The organism is Pseudogemmobacter lacusdianii, from assembly GCF_030848395.1.
Classification (GTDB): domain Bacteria; phylum Pseudomonadota; class Alphaproteobacteria; order Rhodobacterales; family Rhodobacteraceae; genus Pseudogemmobacter; species Pseudogemmobacter lacusdianii.
Genome location: NZ_JAVDBT010000008.1, coordinates 1 through 23,933, shown reverse-complemented (window position 1 = coordinate 23,933; position 23,933 = coordinate 1). Strand labels below are relative to the sequence as shown.

22 protein-coding genes are annotated in these 23,933 nt (G+C 61.3%); 16 read left to right on the top strand and 6 right to left on the bottom strand.

The window, feature by feature from the left end; genetic code table 11:
- Nucleotides 1–58 precede the first annotated feature (58 nt).
- The 4 genes from Q9295_RS09555 to der all read left to right on the top strand — a co-directional run bounded on the left by Q9295_RS09555 (nucleotide 59) and on the right by der (nucleotide 7,243).
- Nucleotides 59–3,436, top strand: a complete 3,378-nt coding sequence (locus tag Q9295_RS09555) for a caspase family protein (RefSeq protein ID WP_306680329.1) — start codon at nucleotides 59–61, stop codon at nucleotides 3,434–3,436.
- Between the two features lie 182 nt (nucleotides 3,437–3,618).
- Nucleotides 3,619–4,320, top strand: a complete 702-nt coding sequence (locus Q9295_RS09550) for a tetratricopeptide repeat protein (protein ID WP_306680328.1) — start codon at nucleotides 3,619–3,621, stop codon at nucleotides 4,318–4,320.
- Between the two features lie 53 nt (nucleotides 4,321–4,373).
- The gene (locus Q9295_RS09545) at nucleotides 4,374–5,723 is read left to right on the top strand and encodes an outer membrane protein assembly factor BamB family protein (protein WP_306680327.1); all 1,350 of its coding nucleotides are present in this window, start codon (nucleotides 4,374–4,376) and stop codon (nucleotides 5,721–5,723) included.
- 47 nt (nucleotides 5,724–5,770) lie between these two features.
- Entirely contained in the window at nucleotides 5,771–7,243 is a 1,473-nt protein-coding gene (gene der, locus Q9295_RS09540; RefSeq protein WP_306680326.1) for a ribosome biogenesis GTPase Der, read from the top strand.
- A gap of 57 nt (nucleotides 7,244–7,300) precedes the next feature.
- Here the strand turns inward: der and Q9295_RS09535 are convergent, their stop codons facing one another.
- Nucleotides 7,301–8,017: a TspO-related membrane protein gene (locus tag Q9295_RS09535; protein ID WP_306680325.1), complete on the bottom strand. Its 717-nt coding sequence runs from the start codon at nucleotides 8,015–8,017 to the stop codon at nucleotides 7,301–7,303.
- Between the two features lie 20 nt (nucleotides 8,018–8,037).
- The gene (serS, locus tag Q9295_RS09530; RefSeq protein ID WP_306680324.1) at nucleotides 8,038–9,330 is read right to left on the bottom strand and encodes a serine--tRNA ligase; all 1,293 of its coding nucleotides are present in this window, start codon (nucleotides 9,328–9,330) and stop codon (nucleotides 8,038–8,040) included.
- Nucleotides 9,331–9,739: 409 nt separating this feature from the next.
- Between serS and Q9295_RS09525 the strand changes: the two genes are divergently transcribed.
- From Q9295_RS09525 to Q9295_RS09475, 11 genes are all read left to right on the top strand, one after another.
- Nucleotides 9,740–10,723, top strand: a complete 984-nt coding sequence (locus tag Q9295_RS09525; RefSeq protein ID WP_306680323.1) for an acyltransferase family protein — start codon at nucleotides 9,740–9,742, stop codon at nucleotides 10,721–10,723.
- Nucleotides 10,724–10,900: 177 nt separating this feature from the next.
- A complete protein-coding gene (gene yajC, locus Q9295_RS09520) occupies nucleotides 10,901–11,230 on the top strand; it encodes a preprotein translocase subunit YajC (protein ID WP_306680322.1) in 330 nt (109 codons plus the stop codon).
- An 82-nt stretch (nucleotides 11,231–11,312) separates the two neighbouring features.
- Entirely contained in the window at nucleotides 11,313–12,980 is a 1,668-nt protein-coding gene (gene secD / locus Q9295_RS09515; protein ID WP_306680321.1) for a protein translocase subunit SecD, read from the top strand.
- A 13-nt stretch (nucleotides 12,981–12,993) separates the two neighbouring features.
- The gene (secF, locus tag Q9295_RS09510) at nucleotides 12,994–13,962 is read left to right on the top strand and encodes a protein translocase subunit SecF (RefSeq protein ID WP_306680320.1); all 969 of its coding nucleotides are present in this window, start codon (nucleotides 12,994–12,996) and stop codon (nucleotides 13,960–13,962) included.
- Nucleotides 13,963–13,974: 12 nt separating this feature from the next.
- A complete protein-coding gene (locus Q9295_RS09505) occupies nucleotides 13,975–14,331 on the top strand; it encodes an Mth938-like domain-containing protein (RefSeq protein ID WP_306680319.1) in 357 nt (118 codons plus the stop codon).
- A gap of 55 nt (nucleotides 14,332–14,386) precedes the next feature.
- Nucleotides 14,387–15,013 carry a heme ABC exporter ATP-binding protein CcmA gene (gene ccmA, locus Q9295_RS09500; RefSeq protein WP_306680318.1) on the top strand — a complete coding sequence of 209 codons (627 nt, stop codon included), beginning with the start codon at nucleotides 14,387–14,389 and terminating at the stop codon, nucleotides 15,011–15,013.
- Nucleotides 15,010–15,666 carry a heme exporter protein CcmB gene (ccmB, locus tag Q9295_RS09495; RefSeq protein WP_306680317.1) on the top strand — a complete coding sequence of 219 codons (657 nt, stop codon included), beginning with the start codon at nucleotides 15,010–15,012 and terminating at the stop codon, nucleotides 15,664–15,666. Before ccmA ends, ccmB begins: the two co-directional genes overlap by 4 nt.
- Nucleotides 15,667–15,735: 69 nt before the next feature.
- Entirely contained in the window at nucleotides 15,736–16,464 is a 729-nt protein-coding gene (locus Q9295_RS09490) for a heme ABC transporter permease (protein WP_306680316.1), read from the top strand.
- Nucleotides 16,461–16,622: a heme exporter protein CcmD gene (gene ccmD / locus Q9295_RS09485; RefSeq protein ID WP_306680314.1), complete on the top strand. Its 162-nt coding sequence runs from the start codon at nucleotides 16,461–16,463 to the stop codon at nucleotides 16,620–16,622. The genes Q9295_RS09490 and ccmD overlap by 4 nt, the downstream gene beginning before the upstream one ends.
- Nucleotides 16,615–17,145, top strand: coding sequence for a DsbE family thiol:disulfide interchange protein (locus Q9295_RS09480; protein ID WP_306680313.1), 531 nt, complete (start codon nucleotides 16,615–16,617; stop codon nucleotides 17,143–17,145). The genes ccmD and Q9295_RS09480 overlap by 8 nt, the downstream gene beginning before the upstream one ends.
- Nucleotides 17,142–17,504, top strand: coding sequence for a hypothetical protein (locus Q9295_RS09475; protein WP_306680312.1), 363 nt, complete (start codon nucleotides 17,142–17,144; stop codon nucleotides 17,502–17,504). Before Q9295_RS09480 ends, Q9295_RS09475 begins: the two co-directional genes overlap by 4 nt.
- A 37-nt stretch (nucleotides 17,505–17,541) precedes the next feature.
- Here the strand turns inward: Q9295_RS09475 and Q9295_RS09470 are convergent, their stop codons facing one another.
- Nucleotides 17,542–17,703 (bottom strand): hypothetical protein, encoded by a 162-nt coding sequence (locus Q9295_RS09470; protein ID WP_306680311.1) that lies wholly within the window; start codon nucleotides 17,701–17,703, stop codon nucleotides 17,542–17,544.
- Nucleotides 17,704–17,938: 235 nt separating this feature from the next.
- Nucleotides 17,939–20,692 (bottom strand): aconitate hydratase AcnA, encoded by a 2,754-nt coding sequence (acnA, locus tag Q9295_RS09465; protein WP_306680310.1) that lies wholly within the window; start codon nucleotides 20,690–20,692, stop codon nucleotides 17,939–17,941.
- A 491-nt stretch (nucleotides 20,693–21,183) separates the two neighbouring features.
- Here acnA and Q9295_RS09460 point away from each other — a divergent pair, with 491 nt between their 5' ends.
- Nucleotides 21,184–21,894: a DUF1223 domain-containing protein gene (locus Q9295_RS09460; protein ID WP_306680309.1), complete on the top strand. Its 711-nt coding sequence runs from the start codon at nucleotides 21,184–21,186 to the stop codon at nucleotides 21,892–21,894.
- A gap of 29 nt (nucleotides 21,895–21,923) precedes the next feature.
- On the opposite strand, the gene Q9295_RS09455 is transcribed toward Q9295_RS09460, so the two are convergent.
- Together Q9295_RS09455 and Q9295_RS09450 are read right to left on the bottom strand one after the other, a co-directional pair.
- Nucleotides 21,924–22,835, bottom strand: a complete 912-nt coding sequence (locus Q9295_RS09455) for a lysophospholipid acyltransferase family protein (protein ID WP_306680308.1) — start codon at nucleotides 22,833–22,835, stop codon at nucleotides 21,924–21,926.
- Between the two features lie 16 nt (nucleotides 22,836–22,851).
- The gene (locus Q9295_RS09450) at nucleotides 22,852–23,730 is read right to left on the bottom strand and encodes a DMT family transporter (RefSeq protein ID WP_306680508.1); all 879 of its coding nucleotides are present in this window, start codon (nucleotides 23,728–23,730) and stop codon (nucleotides 22,852–22,854) included.
- Nucleotides 23,731–23,933: the final 203 nt, after the last annotated feature.

Genomic DNA, 23,933 nt, shown 5'->3' with positions numbered 1-23,933 from the left:
GCTTTGACCGCCGAGCACGGTCACGCCAAACTCGCAGCTGCCCCTATGGACCAAAATGATGCTGCGCCGCGTTTTATGGGCCCTTTGCCTCCTGTTCAGCTGTGCCACCGCCGCGATCGCCGAGCGGCGGGTGGCGCTTGTCTTCGCCACGGAGGATTACAAAGCCCTGCGCAAGCTGGACAATCCGGTCAATGACGCCCGCGCGATGGAAAGCCTGCTGGAAGACCTTGGCTTTGAGGTCTGGCTTGAGGCGGACCGTGATCTCAAGCGCATGCGCCGCGCGCTTGAGGATTTCAAAACCGATGCCGCCGGTGCGGATGTGGCTCTGGTCTTTTATGCCGGGCACGGCGTGGCTTTGCAGGGGGTGAATTACCTTCTGCCCACTGATGCTGATGCTGCCTCATCGCAGGCCTTGGCGGAAAGCGCTTTGCCGCTGGAAGAGATCACCCAAGCCCTGCATGAGATCGCCCCTATGGCCATCGTGCTGTTGGACGCTTGTCGTGATGATCCTTTCGCGCAAGGGGCGAGCGGCTCCACCGATGGGCGCGGGGCCGTGCCTTTGGCGGGCGATCCGCCCGATCTGCCGCCGCCCAGCCCGGGGTTGGGCCGGATTGGCCGCTCAGACGGCGTGCTTTTTGCCTTTGCTGCCGCCCCCGGTCAGACCGCCTCGGACGGAGCGGGGGCGAATTCGCCCTTCACCGCCGCGCTGATGCGCCACCTTGGCACCAAAGGGGTTGAGCTGAAATCGGCACTCACCTTGGTGCAGCAAGATGTCTATGACCGCAGCCGTGGCCAGCAGCTGCCCTATATCGAAAGCGGCTTAGCAGAGTTGGTCTTCATCGCCGAGCAAGGCGATCTGCCCGAGCGCGATCAGCTTTTGCTGGCGATGGCCGGGGTGACCGATGCTTTGCGGCTTGAGGTCGAAGCCGTCGCCGCCGCGCATAACATGCCGCTGGCCCCGCTTTATGCCGCCCTCATTTCCGCCGATCTTGGCCGCCAATCCTCCGAAGAGCGCCAACGCCTCCTTTTAGAAGCCGCCGCCGCATATCTTGAGTTCCAGCAAGGACTTGCGCGCTATGCCTCAAGCGATCCGCGCGTGGCCGAGTTGCGCACGCAGGCCGAAGAGCAGCTGGCTTTGGGAGCGGTTGAGGCGGCGCGGGCACTGAACACCGAAGCCGCCGCCATTGATGCCGAGGCAGGCGCGGCGATGGCGCAAGACATTGCTCAGACCCAGAAAAAGCTGGCCGAGCGGCGGATCTCTGAAGCAACCTCGCATGTGCTGAACGCCAAAGCCGCCCGCACCGAGCTGCGCTATGATCTTGCGATCAGCGATCTGACCAAAGCGGCGGAGCTTTTTGCGGCCGTTGAGGTCGATCTGCCCGACCGCGAGACGCGGTTCGACTATGCCGATGTGCTGCGCGATTTGGGCGATTTGCAGATTTTGGCGGGCAACACCAATGCAGCGCTGAGCATCTATCAAACCCGCCGCGCCTTTGCCGAGGCCCAAGTCGCAGCCAGCCCCGCTGATTTCAGCTGGTCGCGTGAGTTGATGTGGGCTTGGAACGCCGTTGGTCAAGTTTTGCAGCAGCAAGGCCATCTGCCCGAGGCTGAGCTGGCCTATAGCCAAGCCTATGAGCTGACCGCGCGCGAGATGAAGGCCAATCCCAACGACACCAGCCTGATGCGCGATCTTGGGATTTCTCTCAACACTCTGGGCGATCTGCGCGCCGCTTTGAACGATTTGCCCGGCGCACTTTTGGCCTATCAAGAGGGCCTAAGCTTCAGCCAGTCGCTCTTGGCGATGGAGCCTGACAACACGCTTTACAACCAAGATGTCTCGATCAGCCATGAGCGGATTGGCGATGTTTTGGTTCTGATGGGGGACCGGGCGGGGGCGCGCGATGCCTTTGATGTGACGCTGGAAATCGCCCTGCGGCTGGAAAAGGCGCATCCTGAAGACCCGCTGATCCGCCGCAATCTCTCGATCGCTTATGAACGGCTGGGCGATACGATGCTGGCCGAGGATGATCTCGACGCGGCCCTTGCAGCCTTCCTTGAAGCGCAAAAGATCCGCGATGATCTTTTGGCGCTTGATCCCGGCAATGCCACCCGCAAACGCGATGCCGCGATGATGTATGCGCGGGTTGGCTCGGTCTATCACCGGATGGGCGACCCCGGCTCGGCCTTGATGAACCATGAGGCGGCGCGGGGGATGCGTGCCGAGCTGGTCGCCTTGGATCCAGCCAATATGATCTGGGCGCGGGACCTGTCGATCAGCCATGAGCAGGTCGGCTATATTTATATGGGCGAGGATGAATTTTCCGGCGCGCTTGAGGCTTATGGCGCTTGCCGGGATCTGCGCTCGGCCATTGCGGCGGTTGATCCGGGCAATCTGCAAGCGCAGCGGGATCTGGCCTTTTGCATCGAGAAATGGGCCGAGGCGAGTGAGGGCGCGGGCGATCCCGAGATCGCTTTGGCCGCGCATCAGACCGCGCTTGAGATGCGCCAGCGCACCGCCTCGATTGACCCCGAGCAGCGGCGCTTACAGCTGGATATTACGTTTTCGCATATAGCGATGGCACAGCTATTGCAGCGGATGAGCCAGTCTGAACCAGCGGTCAGCCATTACGAGGCCGCGATCACCGTCTTGCAGGCCTTGATCGATAGCGATCCATCGGATTTGCCGACGGGTTATGACCTGATGATCTATACCGCCGATCTGTCGGAGCTGTTGACGAGGCTCGGCGCCTATACTCAGGCGATGGACTATGCGCAACGCTCGCTTGCGGCTGCCGATCGGCTGATCGCCGCGCGACCGGGTGTTCAGGACTACCAGCAGGGTCGGTTGGTTGCGGCCAACCGCTACGGCGATGCGGCTTTGCGGGCCGATGATGCGCCTTCGGCGATCTGGGCCTTTCAGTTGATGGCAGATGTTGGCTATCAGATTTCGACCGATGCCCCGACGAGCACCAGCGCCGCATGGACCTATGCGCTGGCCCTCTTGCGGCTCGGTGAGGCGCATTTGGCGGCGCAGGATTACCCCACGGCGCGGGCGGCGCTGCAAAGCGCGGCTGAGATGCGGGCCGCGCTGGCCGCCGAGCAGCCCGGTGCGTTGCAGCCACTGCGGGAGCACGCATATGCGCTGCAAAAGCTGGGCGAGAGTTACTTTCACGAAAATGCTTATTCTGAAGGGCTGAAGCGCGAAGAAGAGGCTTTGGCCATTTTGCGCGGCATTCTTGCGCAAGAGCCGAGCGATCCTTGGAATACTTTGGATGTGGCAGATGCTTTGGACCGCATCACCAGCTATGTCACCGATGCCACGCCCTATCAGCGGGAATCGCTGCAGCTGCTACAAGGCCTGCAGGCCGCTGGAACCCTGCCCGAAGGGTATGACGCATGGATCGCGCGCTTGACCGAAGCTCTCGCGGGGAAATAGCCCGTGATCCGCCTTGCGCGGCGGGGGGGGCGAGGATTGCCGCTTCACCTGTGCGGGGCTTGGCAAGTCCGCAGATTTGCCTGTAAGACGGTTTTGCCTGTCTGAGGGTTTTGCCTCGATGACGGGCCAAAGCATTGGCCTCGCCACTTATTTGCGGGGCAAGAAGGAAGGTCGGAGAAGTCGTGAGCAATCCTGACAGTTTTATCGACGAAGTAAGCGAAGAACTGCGGCGCGACCGCCTGTTCCGGGTATTCCGCAAATATGGCTGGATCGGCGTTGTGCTGATTATCGGTATCGTGGTCGGCACCGGTGTTGTGCAATGGCGCAATGCCCAAGCCGAGGCGCGGGCCGAAGCCTTTGGCGATGCCGTTCTAGAAGCCTATGACCTTGGCAATGCTGCCGATCGCCGTGCCGCCTTGGCCGCGATCAGCGCCGATGGCGATCAGGCCCATCTCTTGGCCTTGATCGAAGCCGCCGATCCGGCGGAAGACAAAGCCGCGACTTTGGCCGCTTTGGATCGGATGATCTCCGACGCCAGCTTGGCACCCGCTTACCGCGATCTGGCGGTGTTGCGCCGCGTTTTGGTGGCCGGTGGCGATATGCCCGTGGCCGAGCGCCGCGCCAGCCTTGAGCCCTTGGCCGAGCCTTTGCGCCCCTATAGCGCCTTGGCCCGTGAACAGCTGGCTTATCTGATGGTCGAAGAGGGCAAAGCGCCCGAGGCAATCGCTGCTTTGCAGGCTTTGATCCAAGAACAAGGCGTCTCGCGCGCGCTGCAAAGCCGTGCGGCGCAGATGATCACCGTTTTGGGCGGTACGCCCGAAGCGCCGCCAGTGGCCGAGACCGCCACTCCCACCGCAGAAATCGACGACGGGTTCGAGGATTAATCCCTTTGCGGGCGCTTGAACCGAGGACGGCAACAGGAATGAGGGCAGGCAAGGTGGCAGTTTCGCATAAACTGGTTTCGGGCAGGAATGGCGGCAAGCGCCTTGGGCTTTTGGCAGGCGTTGCAGCGCTGACGCTGCTGGCGGCCTGTGGCGAGCGCGAGGTTATCTTGCCGGGCGAACGCCTGTCGATCCGCGCGGCGTCCGAGGGGCAAGAGAGCGCCGCGGCGACGAGCCGGGCGATCAGCCTGCCGGCGGCGCAGATGAATGCCGAATGGGCGCAGCGCAACGGCAACGCGCGCCATGTCGCGCCGCATGCCGCTTTGTCGAAAGCGCCGAATGCGGTTTGGGCCGCGAATATCGGCGCAAGCAACAGCCGCAAGAACCGCATCTCGGCCGCGCCCGTGGTGGCGGGCGGTCGGGTCTTTGCGATGGATTCGAGCGCGGTCGTCTCGGCATTGTCGACGGGCGGCGGACTTTTGTGGCAGGCCGATCTGACGGCAGCCTTTGACACCGGCGGCGGTGTCTCGGGCGGTGGCCTGGCCAGCAATGGCGCGCAAGTCTTTGCGACCACCGCTTATGGCGAAGTCGTTGCTCTCGATGCCAAATCCGGCGGCGTGATTTGGCGCCAACGCATCGATGCACCGGCGATTGGCGCCCCTGCGGTTGACGGTGGCCGGGTCTATGTCTCGGGCCGCGACGGCTCGGCTTGGGCCTTGGACAGCGGCACCGGCAAGGTGGTTTGGCAAGTCTTCGGCGCACCCGGCAAATCTGGCTGGCTTGGCGCGGCTGCGCCCACCGTGGGCGATGGCTTGGTCTATTTCCCCTCGAATGCGGGCGATCTTATGGCCGTTTTGAAGCCGGGCGGCGGCACGCCGATCTGGCATTCCTCGGCCGCGGGCAAGCGCTTGGGCCGGGCCTATGCTGGCAGCTTTGACATCACCGGCGATGCGGCTTTGGTCGGCCAGACGCTTTACGCAGGCACCGGTGCTGGGCGCACCATTGCGGTTGATGCGGCCTCGGGCCAGCAACTGTGGGGCGCGATGCAGGGCGCAATGGGCCCCTTGGCCATCGCTGGCGGGTCGATCTTCATGGTCAATGACGAAGCGCGGCTCGTGCGGCTTGATGCCGCCGATGGCTCGCTGATCTGGGCCGTGGATATGCCCTATTTTGAAAACGCCAAGCCCAAGAAACGCCAAGCCATCACCGCGCATTACGGCCCGGTTCTGGCGGGTGAGCGGATCTGGGTCGCCTCGTCCGATGGGAAGCTCTCGGCCTTCTCACCGACCGACGGCTCGATGGTGTACCAGACCGAAATCCCTGGCGGTGCGGCAGCGCAACCCGCTGTGGCCGGTGGTGTCCTTTACGTCGTAACGACCAAAGGGCAGGTTGTGGCTTTCCGCTAGCCTCTAACCCGTGTAAGCGGGGGGCTTATGGATGACGGACGCTTGATATGAGCTTTACCCTCGCAATCGTGGGCCGCCCCAATGTGGGCAAATCGACCCTCTTCAACCGGCTGGTCGGGCGCAAGCTCGCCCTGGTCGATGACACGCCCGGTGTGACCCGCGATTTGCGGGAGGGTGACGCGCGACTTTTCGACATGCGCTTCACCATCATCGACACCGCTGGCCTTGAGGAGGTCACCGACGATTCCCTTCAGGGCCGGATGCGGCGGCTGACCGAACGGGCGGTGGATATGGCAGATGTCTGCCTCTTCTTGCTGGACGGTCGGGTCGGCGTGACGCCCTCGGATCAGGTTTTCGCCGAGATCCTGCGCCGCAAAGGCGCGCGGGTGATCCTTGGCGTCAACAAGGCTGAAGGCAAAGCCGGTGAGGCGGGCGCGCTTGAGGCCTATTCGCTGGGTCTGGGTGAGCCGTTGCGCCTTTCCGCCGAGCATGGCGAGGGGATGGACGACCTCTACCACGTTCTGCGCCCGATCGAGGGTGAGTTCAAAGCCCGTGAGGCCGAGATCAATCCTGAGATCGAGGTTGATATCTCGGAAGAAGACGCCGAGCTGGAGGTCGATGAATTCGCCCATCGCGCGACGCCGTCGAAGCCGTTGCAGATTGCCGTGATTGGCCGCCCGAATGCGGGCAAATCCACGTTGATCAACAAGATCCTTGGCCAAGACCGCATGCTGACCGGGCCGGAAGCGGGCATCACCCGCGACGCAATCTCGGTTCGGGCCGATTGGCAAGGCACGCCGATCCGGATTTGGGATACGGCGGGGATGCGCAAAAAGGCGCGGGTGACGGAGAAGCTGGAAAAGCTTTCGGTTGCCGATGGCCTGCGGGCGGTGCGCTTCGCTGAAGTCGTCGTCGTGTTGCTTGACGTTGAAATTCCGTTTGAAACCCAAGATTTGCGGATCGCAGACTTTGCCGAGACCGAAGGTCGGGCGGTGGTGGTTGCTGTCAATAAATGGGATCTTGAGGAAGAAAAGCAGGGCAAACTGGCCGAGTTGAAAGAGATGTTCGACCGTCTCTTGCCGCAGTTGCGCGGCGCGCCGCTGATCACCGTCTCAGGCAAGACCGGGCGCGGCCTTGACCGGCTGCATGATGCCATCGTGAAAGCTCATGACGTCTGGAACCGGCGTGTGCCGACGGCGCGTTTGAACTCGTGGCTCGGTGCCATGACCGAGGCGCACCCGCCGCCCGCACCGGGTGGGCATCGCATCAAGATGCGCTATATCACCCAAGCCAAGACCCGCCCGCCGGGTTTCGTGATCAAATGCTCGCGCCCCGATGAGCTGCCCGAAAGCTACAAACGCTATCTGGTCAATGGCTTGCGCGATCACTTCGATATGCCGGGCACGCCGATCCGGCTTTATCTGCGCAGCCAAGGCGACGAGAACCCGTGGAAGGTCCGCAAGTTCAACACGCCGTCGCGTCTGCGCAAACACAAAGATAAGATGAAGCCGAAAGGCTGAAATGAAAACGGCGCGCTGATCAGCGCGCCGTTTGTCTTTTGCGGGGGAAGCAGGGGCTTAGCGCCCGCGCAGCGCCATAACCACGGTGGCTGCCATCAGCAGGATGCCAAGGCTCGCGCCCAGGACCACGTTCATCGTGTCAGCCCAATTGGCCACCACCACGCCCACCAGCGCCCAGATCACGGTCAGCCCATAAAGCGGCTGTGCCGGTTTGAAGCGCTGCACGGAAATGGCAATCACCAGCATCACCGCTACCATCAGCCAAGCCGCCGTCGAGGGGGCCAAGACCCCGTAGCCACCCAAGAACACGCCCGTCGAGACGCAAGCCGCCGCCGACATCCAGCCCGCAAAGATTGCCAAGGGGCCAGAGAGGAGCCAACGGTCCTGCCCAGTATCGGCCAGCACGAAAGCGCTCAGCGCCGCGGCGGCCATCGGCCAGATCGTCAGCGTGCCCCAAAGCGGGCTGGCATTGGCGATCGGCATCCAGACAAAACCAATCGCCGCCGCGATGATCAGGGGCAGGCGCACGGCGTCCCATTCAGCGCTCTCGCGCCGGGCGAAAAGCCCGAAGGCGCCATGCACCACCAGCGCCAGATAGATCAGCCCCCAGATCGAGAAGGCATAGCCCGCCGGTTGGATCGGATGGCGCGCAATCTCAACCGGGAAGCGCGACGGCTCCCAGCCTGAGAAATTTGCGAACAAAAGCGGAGAGATGGCGAAGGCCAAAACCGCGACAAAAGCCAAGACGGCACGTGTGACGATTGCGTTGTTCAAACCTTCACCTCTCTAAAATATCAGACCAATTTACCTTCGGCCGAAATACGGGTTTTGCCGCCCAAATAGGGGTGCAGCACCGCTGGCAGCTCAACCGAGCCATCGGCCTGCTGACCATTTTCCAAAACGGCAATCAGACAACGCCCGACGGCCAAGCCGGATCCATTCAAGGTTGCAACAAAATCCGGTTTCGCACCCGAGCCTGCACGGTAGCGCGCATTCATCCGCCGCGCTTGGAACTGGCCACAGGTCGAGCAGGACGAGATTTCGCGGTAGCGGTTCTGGCCGGGCAGCCAAACTTCCATGTCATGGGTCTTTTGGCTGCCAAAGCCCATATCGCCGGTGCAAAGCACGATGGTGCGGTAGGGCAGGCCCAGCTTTTCCAAGATCGTCTCGGCGCAGCGGGTCATCCGATCATGCTCGGCCAAGGCGGTCTCGGGGGTGCAGATCGTCACCATCTCGACCTTCTCGAACTGGTGCTGGCGCAACATGCCCGAGGTGTCCTTACCGGCCGAGCCGGCCTCGGAGCGGAAGCATTGCGTATGCGCGGTCATCCGGATCGGCAGATCAGCGCCGTCGATGATATCGCCCGCGACGGTGTTGGTCAGCGTCACCTCGGCGGTCGGAACCAGCCACCAATCATTGGTGGTTTTATAGCTGTCCTCGGCAAATTTCGGCAGGTTGCCGGTGCCATACATGGCTTCGGACTTCACCAAGACCGGGGTCCAAGTCTCTTCCAACTCATGTTCATTGACATGGGTGTCGAGCATGAATTGCGCCAAGGCGCGGTGGACGCGGGTGACAGCGCCTTTCAGCACCACAAAGCGCGCGCCAGAAAGCTTGGCGGCGGTGTTGAAATCCATCCCGGGTTTGACGCCCGCGATGTCGAAATGCTCGACCGGTTGGAAGTCGAAGGCGCGGGGCGTGCCCCATTGGCGGATTTCGACGTTGTCGTCTTCATCCTTGCCCTCGGGCACTTCGTCTAAGGGCAGGTTGGGGATCACTTCCAAAGCGGCTTTCAGGCGCAGATCTTCGGCGTTCGCCTGCTCGAGAAGTCCGCCTTCAACGGCTTTGCGGCGGCTGACTTCTTCGCGAATACGAACAAACTCGGCCTCATCGCCCTTGGCCTTGGCTTGGCCCGCCTCTTTTGACAAAGCGTTTTGCGCGGCTTTGGCATCCTCGGCCTGTTTGATAAGGGCGCGGCGCGCCTCATCAATGGCCAAAAGCTCCGACGACAGAGGCGAGAGACCCCGGCGGGCAAGTGCTGCATCAAAAGCGGCAGGGTTTTCCCGGATGGCGCGGATATCGTGCATTTTGGCCTCTGTCTTTTGGGCGAAAGGGTCGTGATACAGGCTTTCGGGCCGCAGCGCTGCGGCGCGTTTCAAACTGTCAGCGCGCTTATGCCAGATCACCGTCAGCGGGGGAAGAGCGGGCTCAAGCGGCGGGCTGTCGCTATGTCCTTGGGGCAACCTGCACTTGCGGTCGGGGCTTTGCGCGCGCTAGGGAGGGGCGACACTGGTTTTTTAAAAGTGTCGCGACAAGTTGAACAAAGATTTTTTCGAATTGGGGGCATCACTGGAGCGGGCTTGAGGATTTAGCAGCAAGCTCCTGATCCGACCGATGCTTCCTTCACTGCGCCGTGCTGTGCCGCAAGTTGAAAGGCGTTCTTCGGTGACCTTGCCGCGGGCGTTTGCATCGGAAATTCAGGCGGAGAATGTTTTTATGACAACGGCTTTGCGTGTGGATCCGGTGGATCTGCCTTCCTCTGGACCGAATCCGCAGCCTCAGCCCAAGCGTGAATATCGCCGGGTGATTGATCTTTTGCGCTTTCTGGCCGCGGTGGGGATTGTCTTGGATCACGGGATGGGCTGGGCGGTGGTGGGCTACCCCGCACTTGGCCTGTTCTTGATCCTGACCGCCTATTTCGGAGTGGGCTCATACCGCCGAGCGATGGGCCAAGAGGGGCAGGGCGGCGGGTTCTGGAGCAATCGCGCCAAGCGCATGCTGGTCCCTTGGCTTTTTTGGTGCGCCTTTTACCGGCTGGTCTGGGAGGTCGTCTCGGATGAGCCATTCCAGCTGCTCTCAGATCCTTTCACCCTGTTGATCGGACCGTCGATCCATCTGTGGTTCCTGCCCTTTGCTGCGCTGGCGATGATCTTCATCCCGGCCATTGCCCGCGATGTGGAGCGCGTGCCGCAACTGGTGCTGGCGTCGGTGATTTTGGTGCCTTTGTCGATCGCTTTGGGTTTGATCCATGCCAAATCGGGCTTGGAGGGTTGGCTGATCTCGGACGGGCCGATTGTGCCGCCCGTGCCGCAATGGGCCTTTTCGCTGCCGATCTTCATTTGGGGGGCGCTGGCGGCCGTGGCGCATCGGTTGGGGCGGCCCGAGATCACCTTGGCGGCGGCCTTCGTCTCCAGCGCGGTGCTCTTGGCGCTTGATTGGGATGTTGCAAGCATCCAACTGATCCTATGCGCGGTGATCTTTGAGATCGGCTACCGGCTGCGTTGGCAGGGGCAATGGATGACGGATTTGGCCGGCTATGCCTTTGGGCTCTACCTCTTGCACCCGTTTTTCATGCTGGTCGGTTATAAGATCTTTGGCGCCGATGGTGGCACGGCTTGGCCCACGGCGGTGGCGCTTTTCGGCGCTTGGGGCGCGACTTGGCTCTGTAAACGACTGCCGGTGGTGAAGGGGATGCTCTAGGTGACGGGTGCGCATGTGAGGCTTGCGGGCCTTGGGCAGCACTCAATCACACGCGGGCTTGAGTGCTGCCCTCTGGCATCGCAGCGAAAAACCGCTTAGATGTCGCGCGATGCGCCGTGAAGGGCGCCCGTCTCAAGCTGGGATCTCTTTCCCGGTCGGCAACAGGAAAGGACGCCCATGTTCGTTACCCCCGCTTTTGCACAATCCGCAGATGCAGCCGGCGCCAGCGCGCTGGGTTCGATGCTCATCCCGATGGTACTGGTCTTCGGGATCATGTATCTCTTGATCATCCGCCCGCAGCAAAAGCAGGCCAAAAAGCACCGTGCCATGATTGAAGCTCTGCGCCGCGGCGATCAGATCGTCACCCAAGGTGGCATCGTCGGCAAGGTCTCGAAAGTGCAAGAAGATGGCATGATCGAGGTGGAAATCGCTGATAACGTTCGCGTCAAAGTCTTGCGCCACACCATCACCGCCGTGCTCAACAAGACCGAGCCGGCCGCGAGCTGAGCCTTCTGCCGCTCGTCCCTTCAAGCCGTGGCCCGGCTCCGGGCCCGGCTCCAGTTTTTCCGTGAATGACTGAGGCCCCTTGATGAACCCCACGTCCATGTGGAAACGTGTCTTGATCTTCGTCTTTTGCGGCTGGGGTATCCTAGCGGCAATGCCGAATGGATTTTACCCCCGGGTTGAGGCCCATAACGACGCGGCCAAAGCGATTGCGGCCAGCGAAGGTGTGGCCACCCCGGAACAGGCCGAGGCCCTGTCGGGCTGGCCCTCATTCCTGCCTTCGGCCTTGATGAACCTTGGTCTCGATCTGCGCGGCGGTGCGCATCTTTTGGGCCGGGTTGAGCTGTCCGAAGTTTACAAATCCACCATCGACGCCCGCTGGCCTGAAGTGCGTGACGCGCTGCGCGACATTCGCAACGAGGTGGGCGGCGTGCGGCGCGCCCCTTCGGTCGATGGCGTGCTGCGGGTCACGATTGCGAACCCCGAGGCGATGCCGGCCGCGCTGACGGCTGTGCGTGCTTTGGCAACGCCCATCACCTCGCTGACCGGCGTGGGCCATACCGATATCGAAGTGACTTCGGATGGTGCTGATATCGTGGTGCAGCTTTCGGATGCGGAGAAAGCCGCGATCGATGAGCGCAGCATGCGTCAAAGCCTTGAGATCATTCGCAACCGTGTGGACCAAGCGGGCACCCGCGAACCCACGATCCAACGCCAAGGCGCCGACCGCATCTTGATCCAAGTGCCGGGCATCGGCTCGGCGACAGAGCTGAAAGAGCTGATCGGTACCACCGCGAAACTGACCTTCCAGCCGGTGGTCAGCCGCACCACCAACCCCGCGACCAGCCCCGGTGCGCGTAATTCGCTGGTGCCCTCGCTGGATGAGCCGGGCGTTTATTACGTCTTGGAAGATACGCCCGTCGTCACCGGCGAGCAGTTGCAAGATGCGCAACCGGCCTTTGACCAAAATTCGAACCCCGCCGTCAGCTTCCGCTTTGATGGGGCAGGTGGGCGCAAGTTTGGCGAATATACCGCCGCCAATGTCGGCAAGCCCTTCGCCATCGTTCTCGACAACCAAGTCATCTCGGCGCCGCGTATCAACCAAGCGATCACCGGCGGCTCGGGCATCATCACTGGCAACTTCACCATTGAAGAGGCCACCCAGCTGGCGGTTCTGCTGCGGGCAGGGGCTTTGCCCGCCAAGATGGAGTTCCTTGAGGAACGCACCATCGGTCCGGAACTGGGCGCGGATTCGATCGACGCCGGTAAGAAAGCTGCCATCATCGGTGCCATCGCCGTCATCGCTTATATGGTGCTGTCCTATGGCATCTTCGGCTGGTTCGCCAATATCGCGCTGATCCTCAACGTGATCATCATGGTCGCGCTGATGTCGTCGATTGGCGCCACGCTGACCCTGCCGGGCATCGCCGGGATCGTCTTGACCATGGGGATGGCGGTTGACGCAAACGTGCTGATTTTCGAGCGGATCCGCGAGGAATTGCGCGATGGGGCCTCTCCGGCCAAGGCCTGTGAGGCGGGCTTTAATCGCGCCTTCTCGGCGATTATGGACGCCAATATCACCGGCCTTCTCACCGGTATTATCATGTATGCGGTGGGCTCCGGTCCGGTCCGCGGCTTCGCGGTGACCTTCACCCTTGGCATCATCACCTCGATGTTCACCGCGGTCTATGTGACCCGGCTTGTGATCGAGATTTATCTCAACCGGAAACGTCCGAAGACGATCGTGGTCTGAGGGAGGAACAGCAATGGCATTCCGTCTGAAACTGGTCCCTGAAAAGACCAACATCGACTTCTTCCGCTGGCAGTGGCTTACCTTTGGCTTCTCGATCTTCATGATCGTCGCCTCGCTTGGCACTGTCGCGGTCAAGGGGCTGAACTTTGGCGTCGACTTCTTGGGCGGCACCACGATCCGCACCGAGAGCACCACGCCCTTGGATATCTCGGTCTATCGTGACGCTTTGGCCCCCTTGGATCTGGGCGATGTGACCATCACCGAGGTGAACGATCCCGGCTTCCGCGAAGACCAGCATGTGGCGCAAATCCGCATCGGTGCGCGCGATGGTGAAGAGGCGGTGACCTCGGATGCCATCCTAGCGGCCGAGGCGGCATTGAAAGCCGTCGATCCTGCGGTGGTCTTTGCCCAGGTCGAATCGGTTGGCCCCAAAGTCTCGGGTGAGTTGATCTGGAAGGCCGTCTTGGCCGTCTTCATCGGCTCGGCCGGGATCATGGTCTATATCTGGATGCGGTTCGAATGGCAGATGGCGGTCGGTACCGTCTCGGCGATGCTGCATGATGTGATCGTCACGCTTGGCATCTTCTCGCTCTTTAGCCTGCGGTTCGATCTGTCGATCGTGGCGGCTTTGCTGACCATCTTGGGCTATTCGGTCAACGACACCGTGGTGATCTTCGACCGGCTGCGCGAGAATTTGGCCAAGTACAAAACCATGCCCCTGCGTGAGATGATGAACCTCACTGCGAATGAGACGCTGAGCCGTACGGTGATGACCGCGACGACAACGCTGATCTCGCTGACGGTGCTGATCATCTGGGGCGGCGACGTGATTCGCGGCTTTGTTTTCGCGATGATCTTGGGCGTGGTTCTGGGCACCTATTCGACGCTTTATATGGCGAAGAATGTCGTGCTGTTCTTGGGTGTGGATCGCGGCGACAAGCCGAAGAAAAGCTCCAACGAATTCGCCGATATTGACGCTTAAGCGGGTTTGTCGATGCGCCTGACCGAAATCAGCTATGACCTGGCCCAGCCGATCGACGGTTATGGGCCGGGGTTTTTCCGGGTCGGCGGGCATCTTCTGCGCGGCGCTTGTCTGGTGACGCCTTATGATGCTGGGCTTTGGGCCGGGCTCGAGGATCTGGAGACGCCTTTGTCTCTGGCCGGGCAGATCGACGTTTTGCTGTTGGGGATGGGCGCTGACATCGCGCATCCGCCAAAAGCGTTCCGTGCCGCTTTTGAAGAGGCGGGGATCGGGCTTGAAGTGATGAGCTCTCCCGCCGCCGCGCGCACCTATAACGTGCTTCTCAGCGAAGGCCGCCGCATTGCCGCAGCCTTGTTGCCGGTCGGCTAAACAGCATAAGCGGGCAGGGCTTTTGCAACTGCCACGCATGCGCTAGGTCTCTCTTATGGAATTGCTGGTCAAAGATCTGGCGGTGCAGCGCGGCGGGCTGACCGTGCTGGAAGGCGTAAGCTTCAGTCTTGCCGCCGGGCAGGCTTTGGTGCTGCGCGGCGCCAATGGCATCGGCAAAACCACGCTTTTGCGCACGATTGCCGGGTTGCAACCAAAAGCCGCCGGAGAGTTGAATGTCCCACCAGAGACGCTGGCCTATGCCAGCCACGCCGATGGGCTGAAAGCCACCCTCAGCGTGCAAGAAAATCTGCGCTTTTGGGCCTCGGTCTATGGCACCGATTTGGTGGAAGACGCTTTGCAGGCGATGAACCTAACCGCCTTGCGCAACCGCTGGGCCGGGAGCCTTTCGGCAGGACAAAAGCGCCGTTTGGGGTTGGCGCGGTTGATGGTGTCGGGCCGGGCGATCTGGCTGTTGGATGAGCCGACGGTCAGTTTGGATGCCGCTTCGGTCGCGTTGTTCGCGGGCGTGGTGCAGGGCCATCTGGCGCAAGGTGGCGCGGCTTTGATGGCGACCCATATCGATCTGGGGCTGGCGCAGGCCGAGACCTTGGACCTGACGCCTTACCGTGCGACCGCCGCCACAATCCGCCGCACGGATGCCTTTCAAGAGGCCTTCCTATGAGCGCGCTTCTCTTTCGCGATCTGCGACTTGCCTTCCGCGCCGGGGGGGGCTTCGGCCTTGGGCTGGCCTTCTTCTTGCTGGTGGCGGTGCTGGTGCCTTTGGGCGTCGGCCCCGAGCCGACGACATTGGCCAAAATCGCCCCCGGCATCCTTTGGGTCGGGGCTTTGCTCGCTTGCCTTCTGTCGCTCGACCGCATCTTCGCGCTCGACTTTGAAGACGGCAGCCTTGATTTGCTTGCCACCTCGCCCTTGCCGATGGAGGGGGCGGTGGCGGTGAAAGCGCTGGCGCATTGGCTGGTCACGGGCCTGCCGCTGACCCTGTTGGCACCGGTTCTGGGGCTTTTGCTGAATCTACCCGCCGAGAGCTATCTGTGGCTGATTCTCTCGCTGCTTGCTGGCACGCCTGCGCTTTCGATGATTGGCGCTTTTGGCGCGGCGCTTACCGTGGGGATCAAACGCGGCGGGCTGCTCCTGAGCCTTTTGGTGCTGCCGCTTTATGTGCCCACCTTGATTTTCGGCGCCGAAGTGATCAAGCGCGGCGCAAGCGGTGCAGATGCCGTCACGCCGTTGGCGCTTTTGGTGGCAATCACCGCGGTCAGCGGCGCGCTGTTGCCCTTTGCGGCGGCTGCGGCAATCCGCGTCAATCTCCGCTAGATCAGAACGTGCTAAAGGCGTAACCGAGACCATCTAGATCCAGACCAGCCGGGGAATGAACGAAACACCATGTCGCTCTGGGAATATGCCAATCCAAAGAAATTCATGGCCCTTTCGGGCCGGCTTTTGCCGTGGATCGTCGCGCTGACGGTGCTGTCTTTGGGCATTGGCATCATCTGGGGCTTCTTCTTCACGCCTGATGATTACAAGCAAGGCTCGACCGTTAAGATCATCTACATCCATGTGCCGGCAGCTTCGGCGGCGATCAACGCTTGGGCGGTGATGCTGGTGGCCTCGCTGATCTGGATCGTGCGGCGGCACCATGTCTCGGCCTTGGTGGCGAAAGCGGCGGCGCCGGTCGGGCTGACCTTCACGCTGATCGCGCTGATCACCGGTGCGCTTTGGGGCCAGCCGATGTGGGGCACCTGGTGGGCTTGGGACCCGCGGCTGACGAGCTTCTTGATCTTCGCCTTGTTCTACATGGGCTACATCGCTCTGTGGGAAGCGGTGGAGAACCCCGATACCGCCGCCGATCTGACGGGCGTGCTTTGCATCGTCGGCTCGGTCTTTGCACTTTTGTCGCGCTATGCGGTAAATTTCTGGAACCAAGGCCTGCACCAAGGCGCGAGCTTGTCGCTTGATGCCAAGGAAAACGTCTCGGACGTGTTCTGGCTGCCTTTGGTGGTCTGCATCATCGGGTTTGAGCTTTTGTTTTTGGCACTGGTGCTGATCCGCACCCGCAGCGAAATCCGGCTGCGCCGCGCGCAAGCCTTGGCAGCAAGGGAGCGCTTGGCATGATGCCTGATTTGGGAAAATACGCCTTTGCGGTTCTGGCCTCTTACGGGGCGACCTTCGCGCTTTTGGCGGCTCTGGTGGGGGTGACGGTTTGGCACCGTGCCAAGTCGATCCGCGCCTTGGCGGAGAGTGAGGCGCGGATGGAGAAATCTGATGGCTAAATGGCTGCTGGCCGCACCTCCGGCGTTGTTTGCGGGACTCGCTTTGCTTTTTTACGCAGGAATGGATGGCAAAAGTGCCACCGATCTGCCCTCGGCCTTCATTGGCAAAGCGGCACCCGTGCTGCCCGAGACGGGGTTGCCCGGCATCCCGCAGCTGACGGCGGAAGACCTGCGCAAGGGTGAGGTGACGGTGCTGAACTTTTGGGCCAGTTGGTGCCCGCCGTGCCGGGCCGAGCATCCGGTGCTGAAAGAGATGGATGCGCGCGGCATTCGCGTGGCGGGCATCAATATGATGGATGCCGAGGCCGACGCCACCGCCTATCTGCAGCGCGACGGCAACCCGTTCTTCGCGCTGGCCACCGATCCGATCGGCCGCAACCGTGTGGAATGGGGCGTCACCAACCCGCCCGAGACCTTTATCATCGGCGGCGATGGCACGGTGCTGTTCAAATTTACTGGGCCGTTGGTCGGCACCGATTACGAGACCCGCTTCCTTCCCGAATTGGAAAAGGCGTTGCAATGAACCGCGCTGGTTTGGCGATGATGGCGCTGCTGAGCGGTGTCACCGGGCCAGCGAGGGCCGAGGACAGTCTGCCTGATCCGGCGTTCTTTTCTGGCGTCTACCAGCGTGTCGGGCGGGATGCGGCCATGCCGCCGGGTCTTTTGAATGATCTGGTGCGCATTGAGCCAGCAGCGCAAGGCTGGGGGTTGGTTGTCCGCAGTTGCGGCGCTGAGACCGCCGATGAGACTGATCTGCCCATGCCTTTGCAGGTCAGCACCTTTACCGAGGTTCGCAATATCCTTGAACCTGCCAACGAGGCCGGTGCGCGCTACACGCTTTGGGCGGTGACAGATGGTCGCGAAGAGGCCTGTGCGCCGTAAACGCGCGGGCGTTTCAGGCCGCTAAAAGCGAAGGCTTTTAGGTCATCAAGAGCATCACACCGACGCCACAGATCACCATCCATTCCACCATCGGCAAAGAGCCGGACCAGAGCCGCTTTCGCGCCCGCAGAGCCCCGGCTCTGGCGGGATGCGCTTGGCGTTGTTGCGGCGCGAGCGGCGGGAATATGGCCTTGCTCATGGCAATGAGGTCCTGCTTTACGATGGGCCCTATAGGCGAATGACACTCGTAAAACGAGAAAACACAATCGCGTTTTTACAGATCAGGGCGCTGATCGCCTGAACCTCTGGTTCGTAGCTAAGTTGCTGACGGACCCGCGATATTTGCAATTATTAGACATCCAAAAGTTAAAATAAAGTAACCCCCGGCGTTAAACCGGGGGTTGCACGAAGAACAGACTGTTGCCGAACTGGGATCAGTTTTTGGCAAGGTTCCGCAGCACATAATGCAGCACGCCACCGTTCTCGACATATTCAATCTCGATCGCGGTATCGATCCGGCATTTGATCTGGATCGTCTTGGTGCTGCCATCGGCATAGGTGATGTGGCAGGGTACCGTGCTCAGCGGTTTCAGATCACCCTCAAGGCCTTCGATGGTGACGGTTTCATCACCCTTCAGGCCCAAGGTCTTGCGGTTTTCGCCCGGCAGGAACTCGAACGGGATGACGCCCATGCCGACGAGGTTCGAACGGTGGATCCGCTCAAAGCTCTCGGCGATTACGGCTTTCACGCCCAGAAGTGCGGTGCCTTTGGCTGCCCAGTCGCGCGAGGAGCCTGCACCGTATTCCACGCCGCCGAAGATGACGAGCGGGGTGCCTTGCTCTTGATAGGCCATCGAGGCGTCGAAGATAGAGGTTTGCACCCCATCCGGACCCTTGGTGTAGCCGCCTTCCACGCCGTCCAGCATCTCGTTTTTGATGCGGATATTGGCGAAGGTGCCGCGCATCATCACTTCGTGGTTGCCGCGACGCGCGCCGTAGGAGTTGAACTCCGACACCGGCACCTGACGCTCAACCAGATATTTACCGGCCGGGGTGGTGGGCTTGAACGAGCCCGCCGGCGAGATGTGGTCGGTGGTGATCATATCGCCAAGGATCGCGAGAACCCGCGCGCCTTCGACGTTTTTGATCACGCCTGGGGTTTTCGACATGCCGCGGAAATAGGGCGGGTTTTGGATATAGGTCGAGGTCGGCGGCCAGTCATAGGTCTCGGAATCCGACACCTTCACGGCTTGCCACTTCTCATCGCCCTTGAAAACATCGGCATATTTCGACTGGAAGGCCTCACGCGTTACGGTCGCATGGACGAGGTCAGCGATCTCTTGGTTGGTCGGCCAGATGTCTTTCAAGAAGACCTCTTTACCGTCCTTGGAAATGCCCAAAGCATCCTTGGTCAGATCGATGTTCAGATCACCGGCCAAAGCATAAGCCACGACCAGCGGCGGCGAAGCGAGGAAGTTCGCCCGCACGTCGGGGCTGATCCGGCCTTCGAAGTTGCGGTTGCCCGACAGCACAGCCGTGGCCACCAGATCATTGTCGTTGATCGCTTTCGAGATCGCCGGATCGCCGAGCGGGCCCGAGTTGCCAATGCAGGTGGTGCAGCCATAGCCCACAAGGTTGAAGCCGATCGCATCGAGATCTTCTTGCAGACCGGCTTTTTCCAGATATTCGCCCACGACCTGAGATCCGGGTGCCAAGGAGGTTTTCACCCAAGGCTTGCGGGTCAGACCCAAAGCGCGCGCTTTGCGGGCGACAAGGCCTGCGCCGATCATCACATAGGGGTTCGAGGTGTTGGTGCAGGAGGTGATCGCCGCGATCACGACCGAGCCGTCGCGGATCGTGTAATCTTTGCCTTCGACGGCCACGGTACGGCGCGGATCCTTGGCCGGGGCCAGCACTGCGCCGCCCTCATCGACCATTTCTTGCGCATCGATGCTGACATCGGTGCCGCGATAGCCCGCGACGACCTTGTAGAAGCTGCGGGCAGCCTCGGTCAGCGGCAGGTAATCTTGCGGGCGTTTCGGGCCCGAGATCGCCGGGACGACGGTGCCCATATCCAGCTCAAGCGTCGAGGTGTAGATCGGATTGTAATCCGCCCCACGCCACATGCCGTTGGCCTTGGCATAAGCCTCGACCAGAGCGATGCGCGATTCCTCGCGGCCCGTGTTGCGCAGGTAGCGCAGGGTCTCATCATCGATCGGGAAGAAGCCACAGGTCGCGCCATATTCCGGTGCCATGTTGGCAATGGTGGCGCGGTCAGCGAGCGGCAGATGGTCAAGACCTTCGCCGTAGAATTCGACGAATTTGTTCACAACGCCATGCTTGCGCAGCATCGCCACGACCTTCAGCACAAGGTCAGTCGCGGTGGTGCCTTCGACCATCTTGCCGGTCAGCTTGAAGCCCACGACTTCCGGGATCAGCATCGAAACCGGCTGGCCCAGCATCGCGGCCTCAGCCTCAATGCCGCCCACGCCCCAACCCAGAACGGCCAGGCCGTTCACCATGGTGGTGTGGCTGTCGGTGCCGACCAAAGTGTCGGGATAGGCGACCAGATTGCCGTCTTGGTCGGTGTCGGTCCAGATCGTCTGGGCGAGGTATTCAAGGTTCACCTGGTGGCAGATGCCGGTGCCGGGCGGCACGACGCGGAAGTTGTTGAAGGCGTTCTGGCCCCATTTCAGGAAGACATAACGCTCCATGTTCCGCTCGTATTCGCGGTCCACGTTCATCTGGAAGGCGCGCGGATTGCCGAATTCGTCGATCATCACCGAGTGGTCGATGACCAGATCGACCGGGTTCAGCGGGTTGATCTTTTGTGCGTCGCCGCCAAGGCCTTTGATGCCGTCGCGCATGGCGGCAAGGTCCACAACGGCCGGAACGCCGGTGAAGTCTTGCATCAAGACGCGGGCAGGGCGGTAGGCAATCTCAATCGGGTTCTTGCCGTTCAGCTTGCCCCAATCGGAGAAGGCTTTGATGTCATCGACCGAGACGGTCTTTGCATCTTCAAAGCGCAGCATATTCTCCAGCACCACCTTCAAAGCGGCGGGAAGGCGCGAGAATTCGCCCAAGCCAGCTTCTTCAGCGGCGGGGATCGAGTAATAAGACAGCGTCTGGCCGCCTGCGGTCAGGGTCTTGCGGGTCTTGCTGCTGTCGTGACCGACGGTGACTGTCATGCTGCGGGCCTCCTTGGCGGGCTGGCTGAACTGGCTGACACATGCCCGTTGAGGGCTGCGCGCGCAAGTGAATCGTAGGATGTGGCGCTATTGTATGCAATTGTATGCCGTATTGCCAGAGCCTTTGCACAGAGTTTGGGGCGCTGGATGTGCCGTCCTCAAGCGTTTCGCTTGCGCCAAAGGCAGGCGGATCGGGCTAAGCTGTGGATGTGCGGGCTGTGGCCTTGCGCTTGAAGTGCCTGCTTGCCTTCGCCTCATTCGGTCGGGTGGTCGTTCGAGGTGCTCAGAAAAGTTGTGCTTAACAAACAGCTTAGTGGAGGCCTTGTCCAGCGCGGGGGCCTATCTTTGGATGACCCTACGGCAAGGGGCTAAAACCATCCGTCAAGGCCGAAGTGACGCATCTTATAACATACAATCGCAATTCCTTGATTGGCAGGCACGGGCTGGCCCGCCTATAACTCGCTTGGGGAACAAAATACCGGATCGTCAGGATGCGACATATCGTCGGCGCCACTTGTGGGCTTTGGGTGACCTTGGCCGCGCCATTGCTGGCCGAGCCTGTGGTGGCCACGCCGGTGGTGGTGGTCGAATTGTTTACATCGCAAGGATGCGCGTCCTGCCCGCCAGCGGATGCGCTGGTTGAAGGCTTGGCGCAGAACCCGCAGATCCTGCCCTTGTCGCTGCATGTCGATTATTGGGACTATATCGGCTGGGCCGACAAATTCGCCGACCCCGCCTTTACGGCCCGGCAAAAGGCCTATGCCCGCGCCAATGGCTCGCGGATGATCTACACGCCGCAGATGATTGTGGCCGGGCAAGACCGAGTCGAGGGGTATGATCCGGACGCGCTTGGTGCGGCCATCGCACAGCATGTGGCGCAAGGCGCGCATGTTGCGCTTCGCGTGCAGCGCCAGGGAGATGTGCTGTTGATCGAAGCGCAAGCGCTGACGCCGCTGAGTGCGGCCGTGCAGGTGCAACTCGTGCGCTACAAGCCGGCCGAGACGGTGCAGATTGAGCGGGGCGAAAATGCGGGGCAGGTGATCACTTACCGCAATATTGTGACCACATGGGATGTCTTGGGCGATTGGGCAGGCGACTCGCCTTTGTCGGTTACGACAAAGGTCACCGGCGAGGATCCGGCCGTGGTGATTTTGCAAGACCCGGGGCCTGCGTCAATCTTAGCCGCTGCGCAGGTAAACTGATCACAGCTGAAACGGCGCGTGCTTTGCCGTTACTCTGAGGCTGAGCCTGCTGCGCCGTCAAATCTTTGGCCACCTTTCCAGCGGCGATGGATCCAGAACCACTGGTCGAGATGTTGGCGTGCCAGCACTTCAAGGCTGTCATTCAAGGCCTGCGTCATCGCCTCGGGCGTGCCTTGCGGCACCGGCGGCTCGACCACGATGGTGAACGAAAGGCCATCCTCGCTGCGGATGCCGTAGGTTGGCACCAAAAGCGCGTTGTATTTCAGCGCCAGCTCAGCAGCCGATAAAGCCGTCAGCGCGGTCTTGCCGAAAAATTTCAAAGGCGCGCCGTGATTCATGTTTTGGTCGACCACCATGCCCACCATGCCACCACTGCGCAGATGGCGCACCATCGCACCCAGACCCGCCTTACCGCGCGGGAACATCGGCTTGCCGATGGCGGCAATCGCCGCTTCATAATGCGCGTTGAAATAGGGGTTGGTCATCGGCATGTAGAGCGAGCCGACGCGGTAGCCGCGCCCCACCAAAGCGGCACGGCTGGCGTCATAGTTGCCAAAATGCCCGGTCACGAGGATCACGGGCTGGCCGGCTTGATGCGCAGCCTCAAGCGCCGCGACGCCACCGCCTGTCAGAGGATGGCGCATGGCATGGGCGGCGAATTCGGCGCCCGAATAGATCTCAATGATGGTGCGGCCGACATTATCGGGCACTGCGCGGACGATGCGTTCAACCTCGACAGGTGCGAGCTCTGGCAAGACATAGGCCAGATTCTCTCGGATGCGCTTGCGGTAGCCCGCCACCGGCGCCACGAGATGTGTGACCGCAGCACCACAAAGCGGCACCCGCCAGCGATAGGGCAGCCGCATCAGCGCCCAAATAAGGCCGCGCAAAAACCGATCCTGCAGCCAAAGCCGCAAAGTGTTACCGTTCGTTTGTGCCATCAGCCCAACTGGCCCTCTATCTGGCCCTGCGCGCGACAATTGTCTCGCGCCTCCAGACATAAAGGCCCGCCACCACGATCACAAGCGCACCAATCACCGACCAGCGGTCTGGCCATTGGTCGTAGAAGATGGCCCCCCAGAAGGTGGCAAAGATGATGCCGAGATAGGCAAAAGGCGCCACGATCCCGGCCTCGGTGATCGAAAAACTGCGGATGATGCAAAGCTGCGCCAGTGTGCCAAGGCAGCCAATCACCACGAATTTCCACAGATCTACGGCCTCGATCTGTTGCCAGACGAAGGGCACGGCACAGCCCGCAACGATGGTGCCGAAGAGGGCAGCATAGATCATCGAGCCCCAAACCGGCTCTTGCGCGCCAATCTTGCGGGTCAAAAGCGCACTGCCCGCGTAAGAGATCGCACAGCAAAGCGGCAAAATCGCCCAAGCGTTGAAGGCACCCGCGCCCGGACGGATGATGATCAGCGCGCCGATCAGCGCCGCAACGACGCCCGCAACCCGACGCGGCCCCAGACGCTCGCCCAAGAAGAGCGCGGCGCCGAGGGTGATCAGGACCGGGTTGATGTCGGTGATGGCGGTGGCTTCAGAAAGTCCGATGAAGGGCAAAGACAGGAAGAAGAACGCCGTCGCGCCGAACTGAAAGAGCGAGCGCCAGGCATGCAGAACGGGAAAGTTCGTGCGCATCATCGGCTTCACGCGTGGTCCCAAAATCGCCAATACGATCAGCAATTGCCCGGCAAAGCGCACCCAAATGACCAAGGGGGCTGAATATTTCTCGATCAAGCCCTTGGCGGTGGCATCCATCAAGGTGAAGCAAAAAATTGCAAGGATCATCAATAAGATCCCGCGTGTCGGACTGGCATTGGAGCTGGGTATCATCATGGCGCCGGACCCTAGGCCTGCGGCTAGAGAGAGGCAAGGGGCCGGTTGTGGGGCGGTCGGGATAAACTCTTAACCCATCGCCAATTGGCAGCTCAGCTCCCCTGTTCCCCCGTAGAACGCCCGCCTGTCTCCAGTCTAGGGTCAGGACTCGTTCTTGTGTCATAGCCAGAAGATGACGGTTGCGGCGAGGGCGACGACGG

Coding starts and splice junctions, on each gene's coding strand:
- secD (WP_306680321.1), top strand. CDS start 11,313: ATGAACCCCACGTCCATGTGGAAACGTGTCTTGATCTTCGTCTTTTGC.
- Q9295_RS09470 (WP_306680311.1), bottom strand. CDS start 17,703: ATGAGCAAGGCCATATTCCCGCCGCTCGCGCCGCAACAACGCCAAGCG.
- acnA (WP_306680310.1), bottom strand. CDS start 20,692: ATGACAGTCACCGTCGGTCACGACAGCAGCAAGACCCGCAAGACCCTG.
- Q9295_RS09480 (WP_306680313.1), top strand. CDS start 16,615: ATGGCTAAATGGCTGCTGGCCGCACCTCCGGCGTTGTTTGCGGGACTC.
- ccmA (WP_306680318.1), top strand. CDS start 14,387: ATGGAATTGCTGGTCAAAGATCTGGCGGTGCAGCGCGGCGGGCTGACC.
- secF (WP_306680320.1), top strand. CDS start 12,994: ATGGCATTCCGTCTGAAACTGGTCCCTGAAAAGACCAACATCGACTTC.
- Q9295_RS09555 (WP_306680329.1), top strand. CDS start 59: ATGCTGCGCCGCGTTTTATGGGCCCTTTGCCTCCTGTTCAGCTGTGCC.
- Q9295_RS09455 (WP_306680308.1), bottom strand. CDS start 22,835: ATGGCACAAACGAACGGTAACACTTTGCGGCTTTGGCTGCAGGATCGG.
- Q9295_RS09475 (WP_306680312.1), top strand. CDS start 17,142: ATGAACCGCGCTGGTTTGGCGATGATGGCGCTGCTGAGCGGTGTCACC.
- yajC (WP_306680322.1), top strand. CDS start 10,901: ATGTTCGTTACCCCCGCTTTTGCACAATCCGCAGATGCAGCCGGCGCC.
- Q9295_RS09450 (WP_306680508.1), bottom strand. CDS start 23,730: ATGATACCCAGCTCCAATGCCAGTCCGACACGCGGGATCTTATTGATG.
- Q9295_RS09505 (WP_306680319.1), top strand. CDS start 13,975: ATGCGCCTGACCGAAATCAGCTATGACCTGGCCCAGCCGATCGACGGT.
- Q9295_RS09490 (WP_306680316.1), top strand. CDS start 15,736: ATGTCGCTCTGGGAATATGCCAATCCAAAGAAATTCATGGCCCTTTCG.
- Q9295_RS09460 (WP_306680309.1), top strand. CDS start 21,184: ATGCGACATATCGTCGGCGCCACTTGTGGGCTTTGGGTGACCTTGGCC.
- ccmB (WP_306680317.1), top strand. CDS start 15,010: ATGAGCGCGCTTCTCTTTCGCGATCTGCGACTTGCCTTCCGCGCCGGG.
- der (WP_306680326.1), top strand. CDS start 5,771: ATGAGCTTTACCCTCGCAATCGTGGGCCGCCCCAATGTGGGCAAATCG.
- ccmD (WP_306680314.1), top strand. CDS start 16,461: ATGATGCCTGATTTGGGAAAATACGCCTTTGCGGTTCTGGCCTCTTAC.
- serS (WP_306680324.1), bottom strand. CDS start 9,330: ATGCACGATATCCGCGCCATCCGGGAAAACCCTGCCGCTTTTGATGCA.
- Q9295_RS09525 (WP_306680323.1), top strand. CDS start 9,740: ATGACAACGGCTTTGCGTGTGGATCCGGTGGATCTGCCTTCCTCTGGA.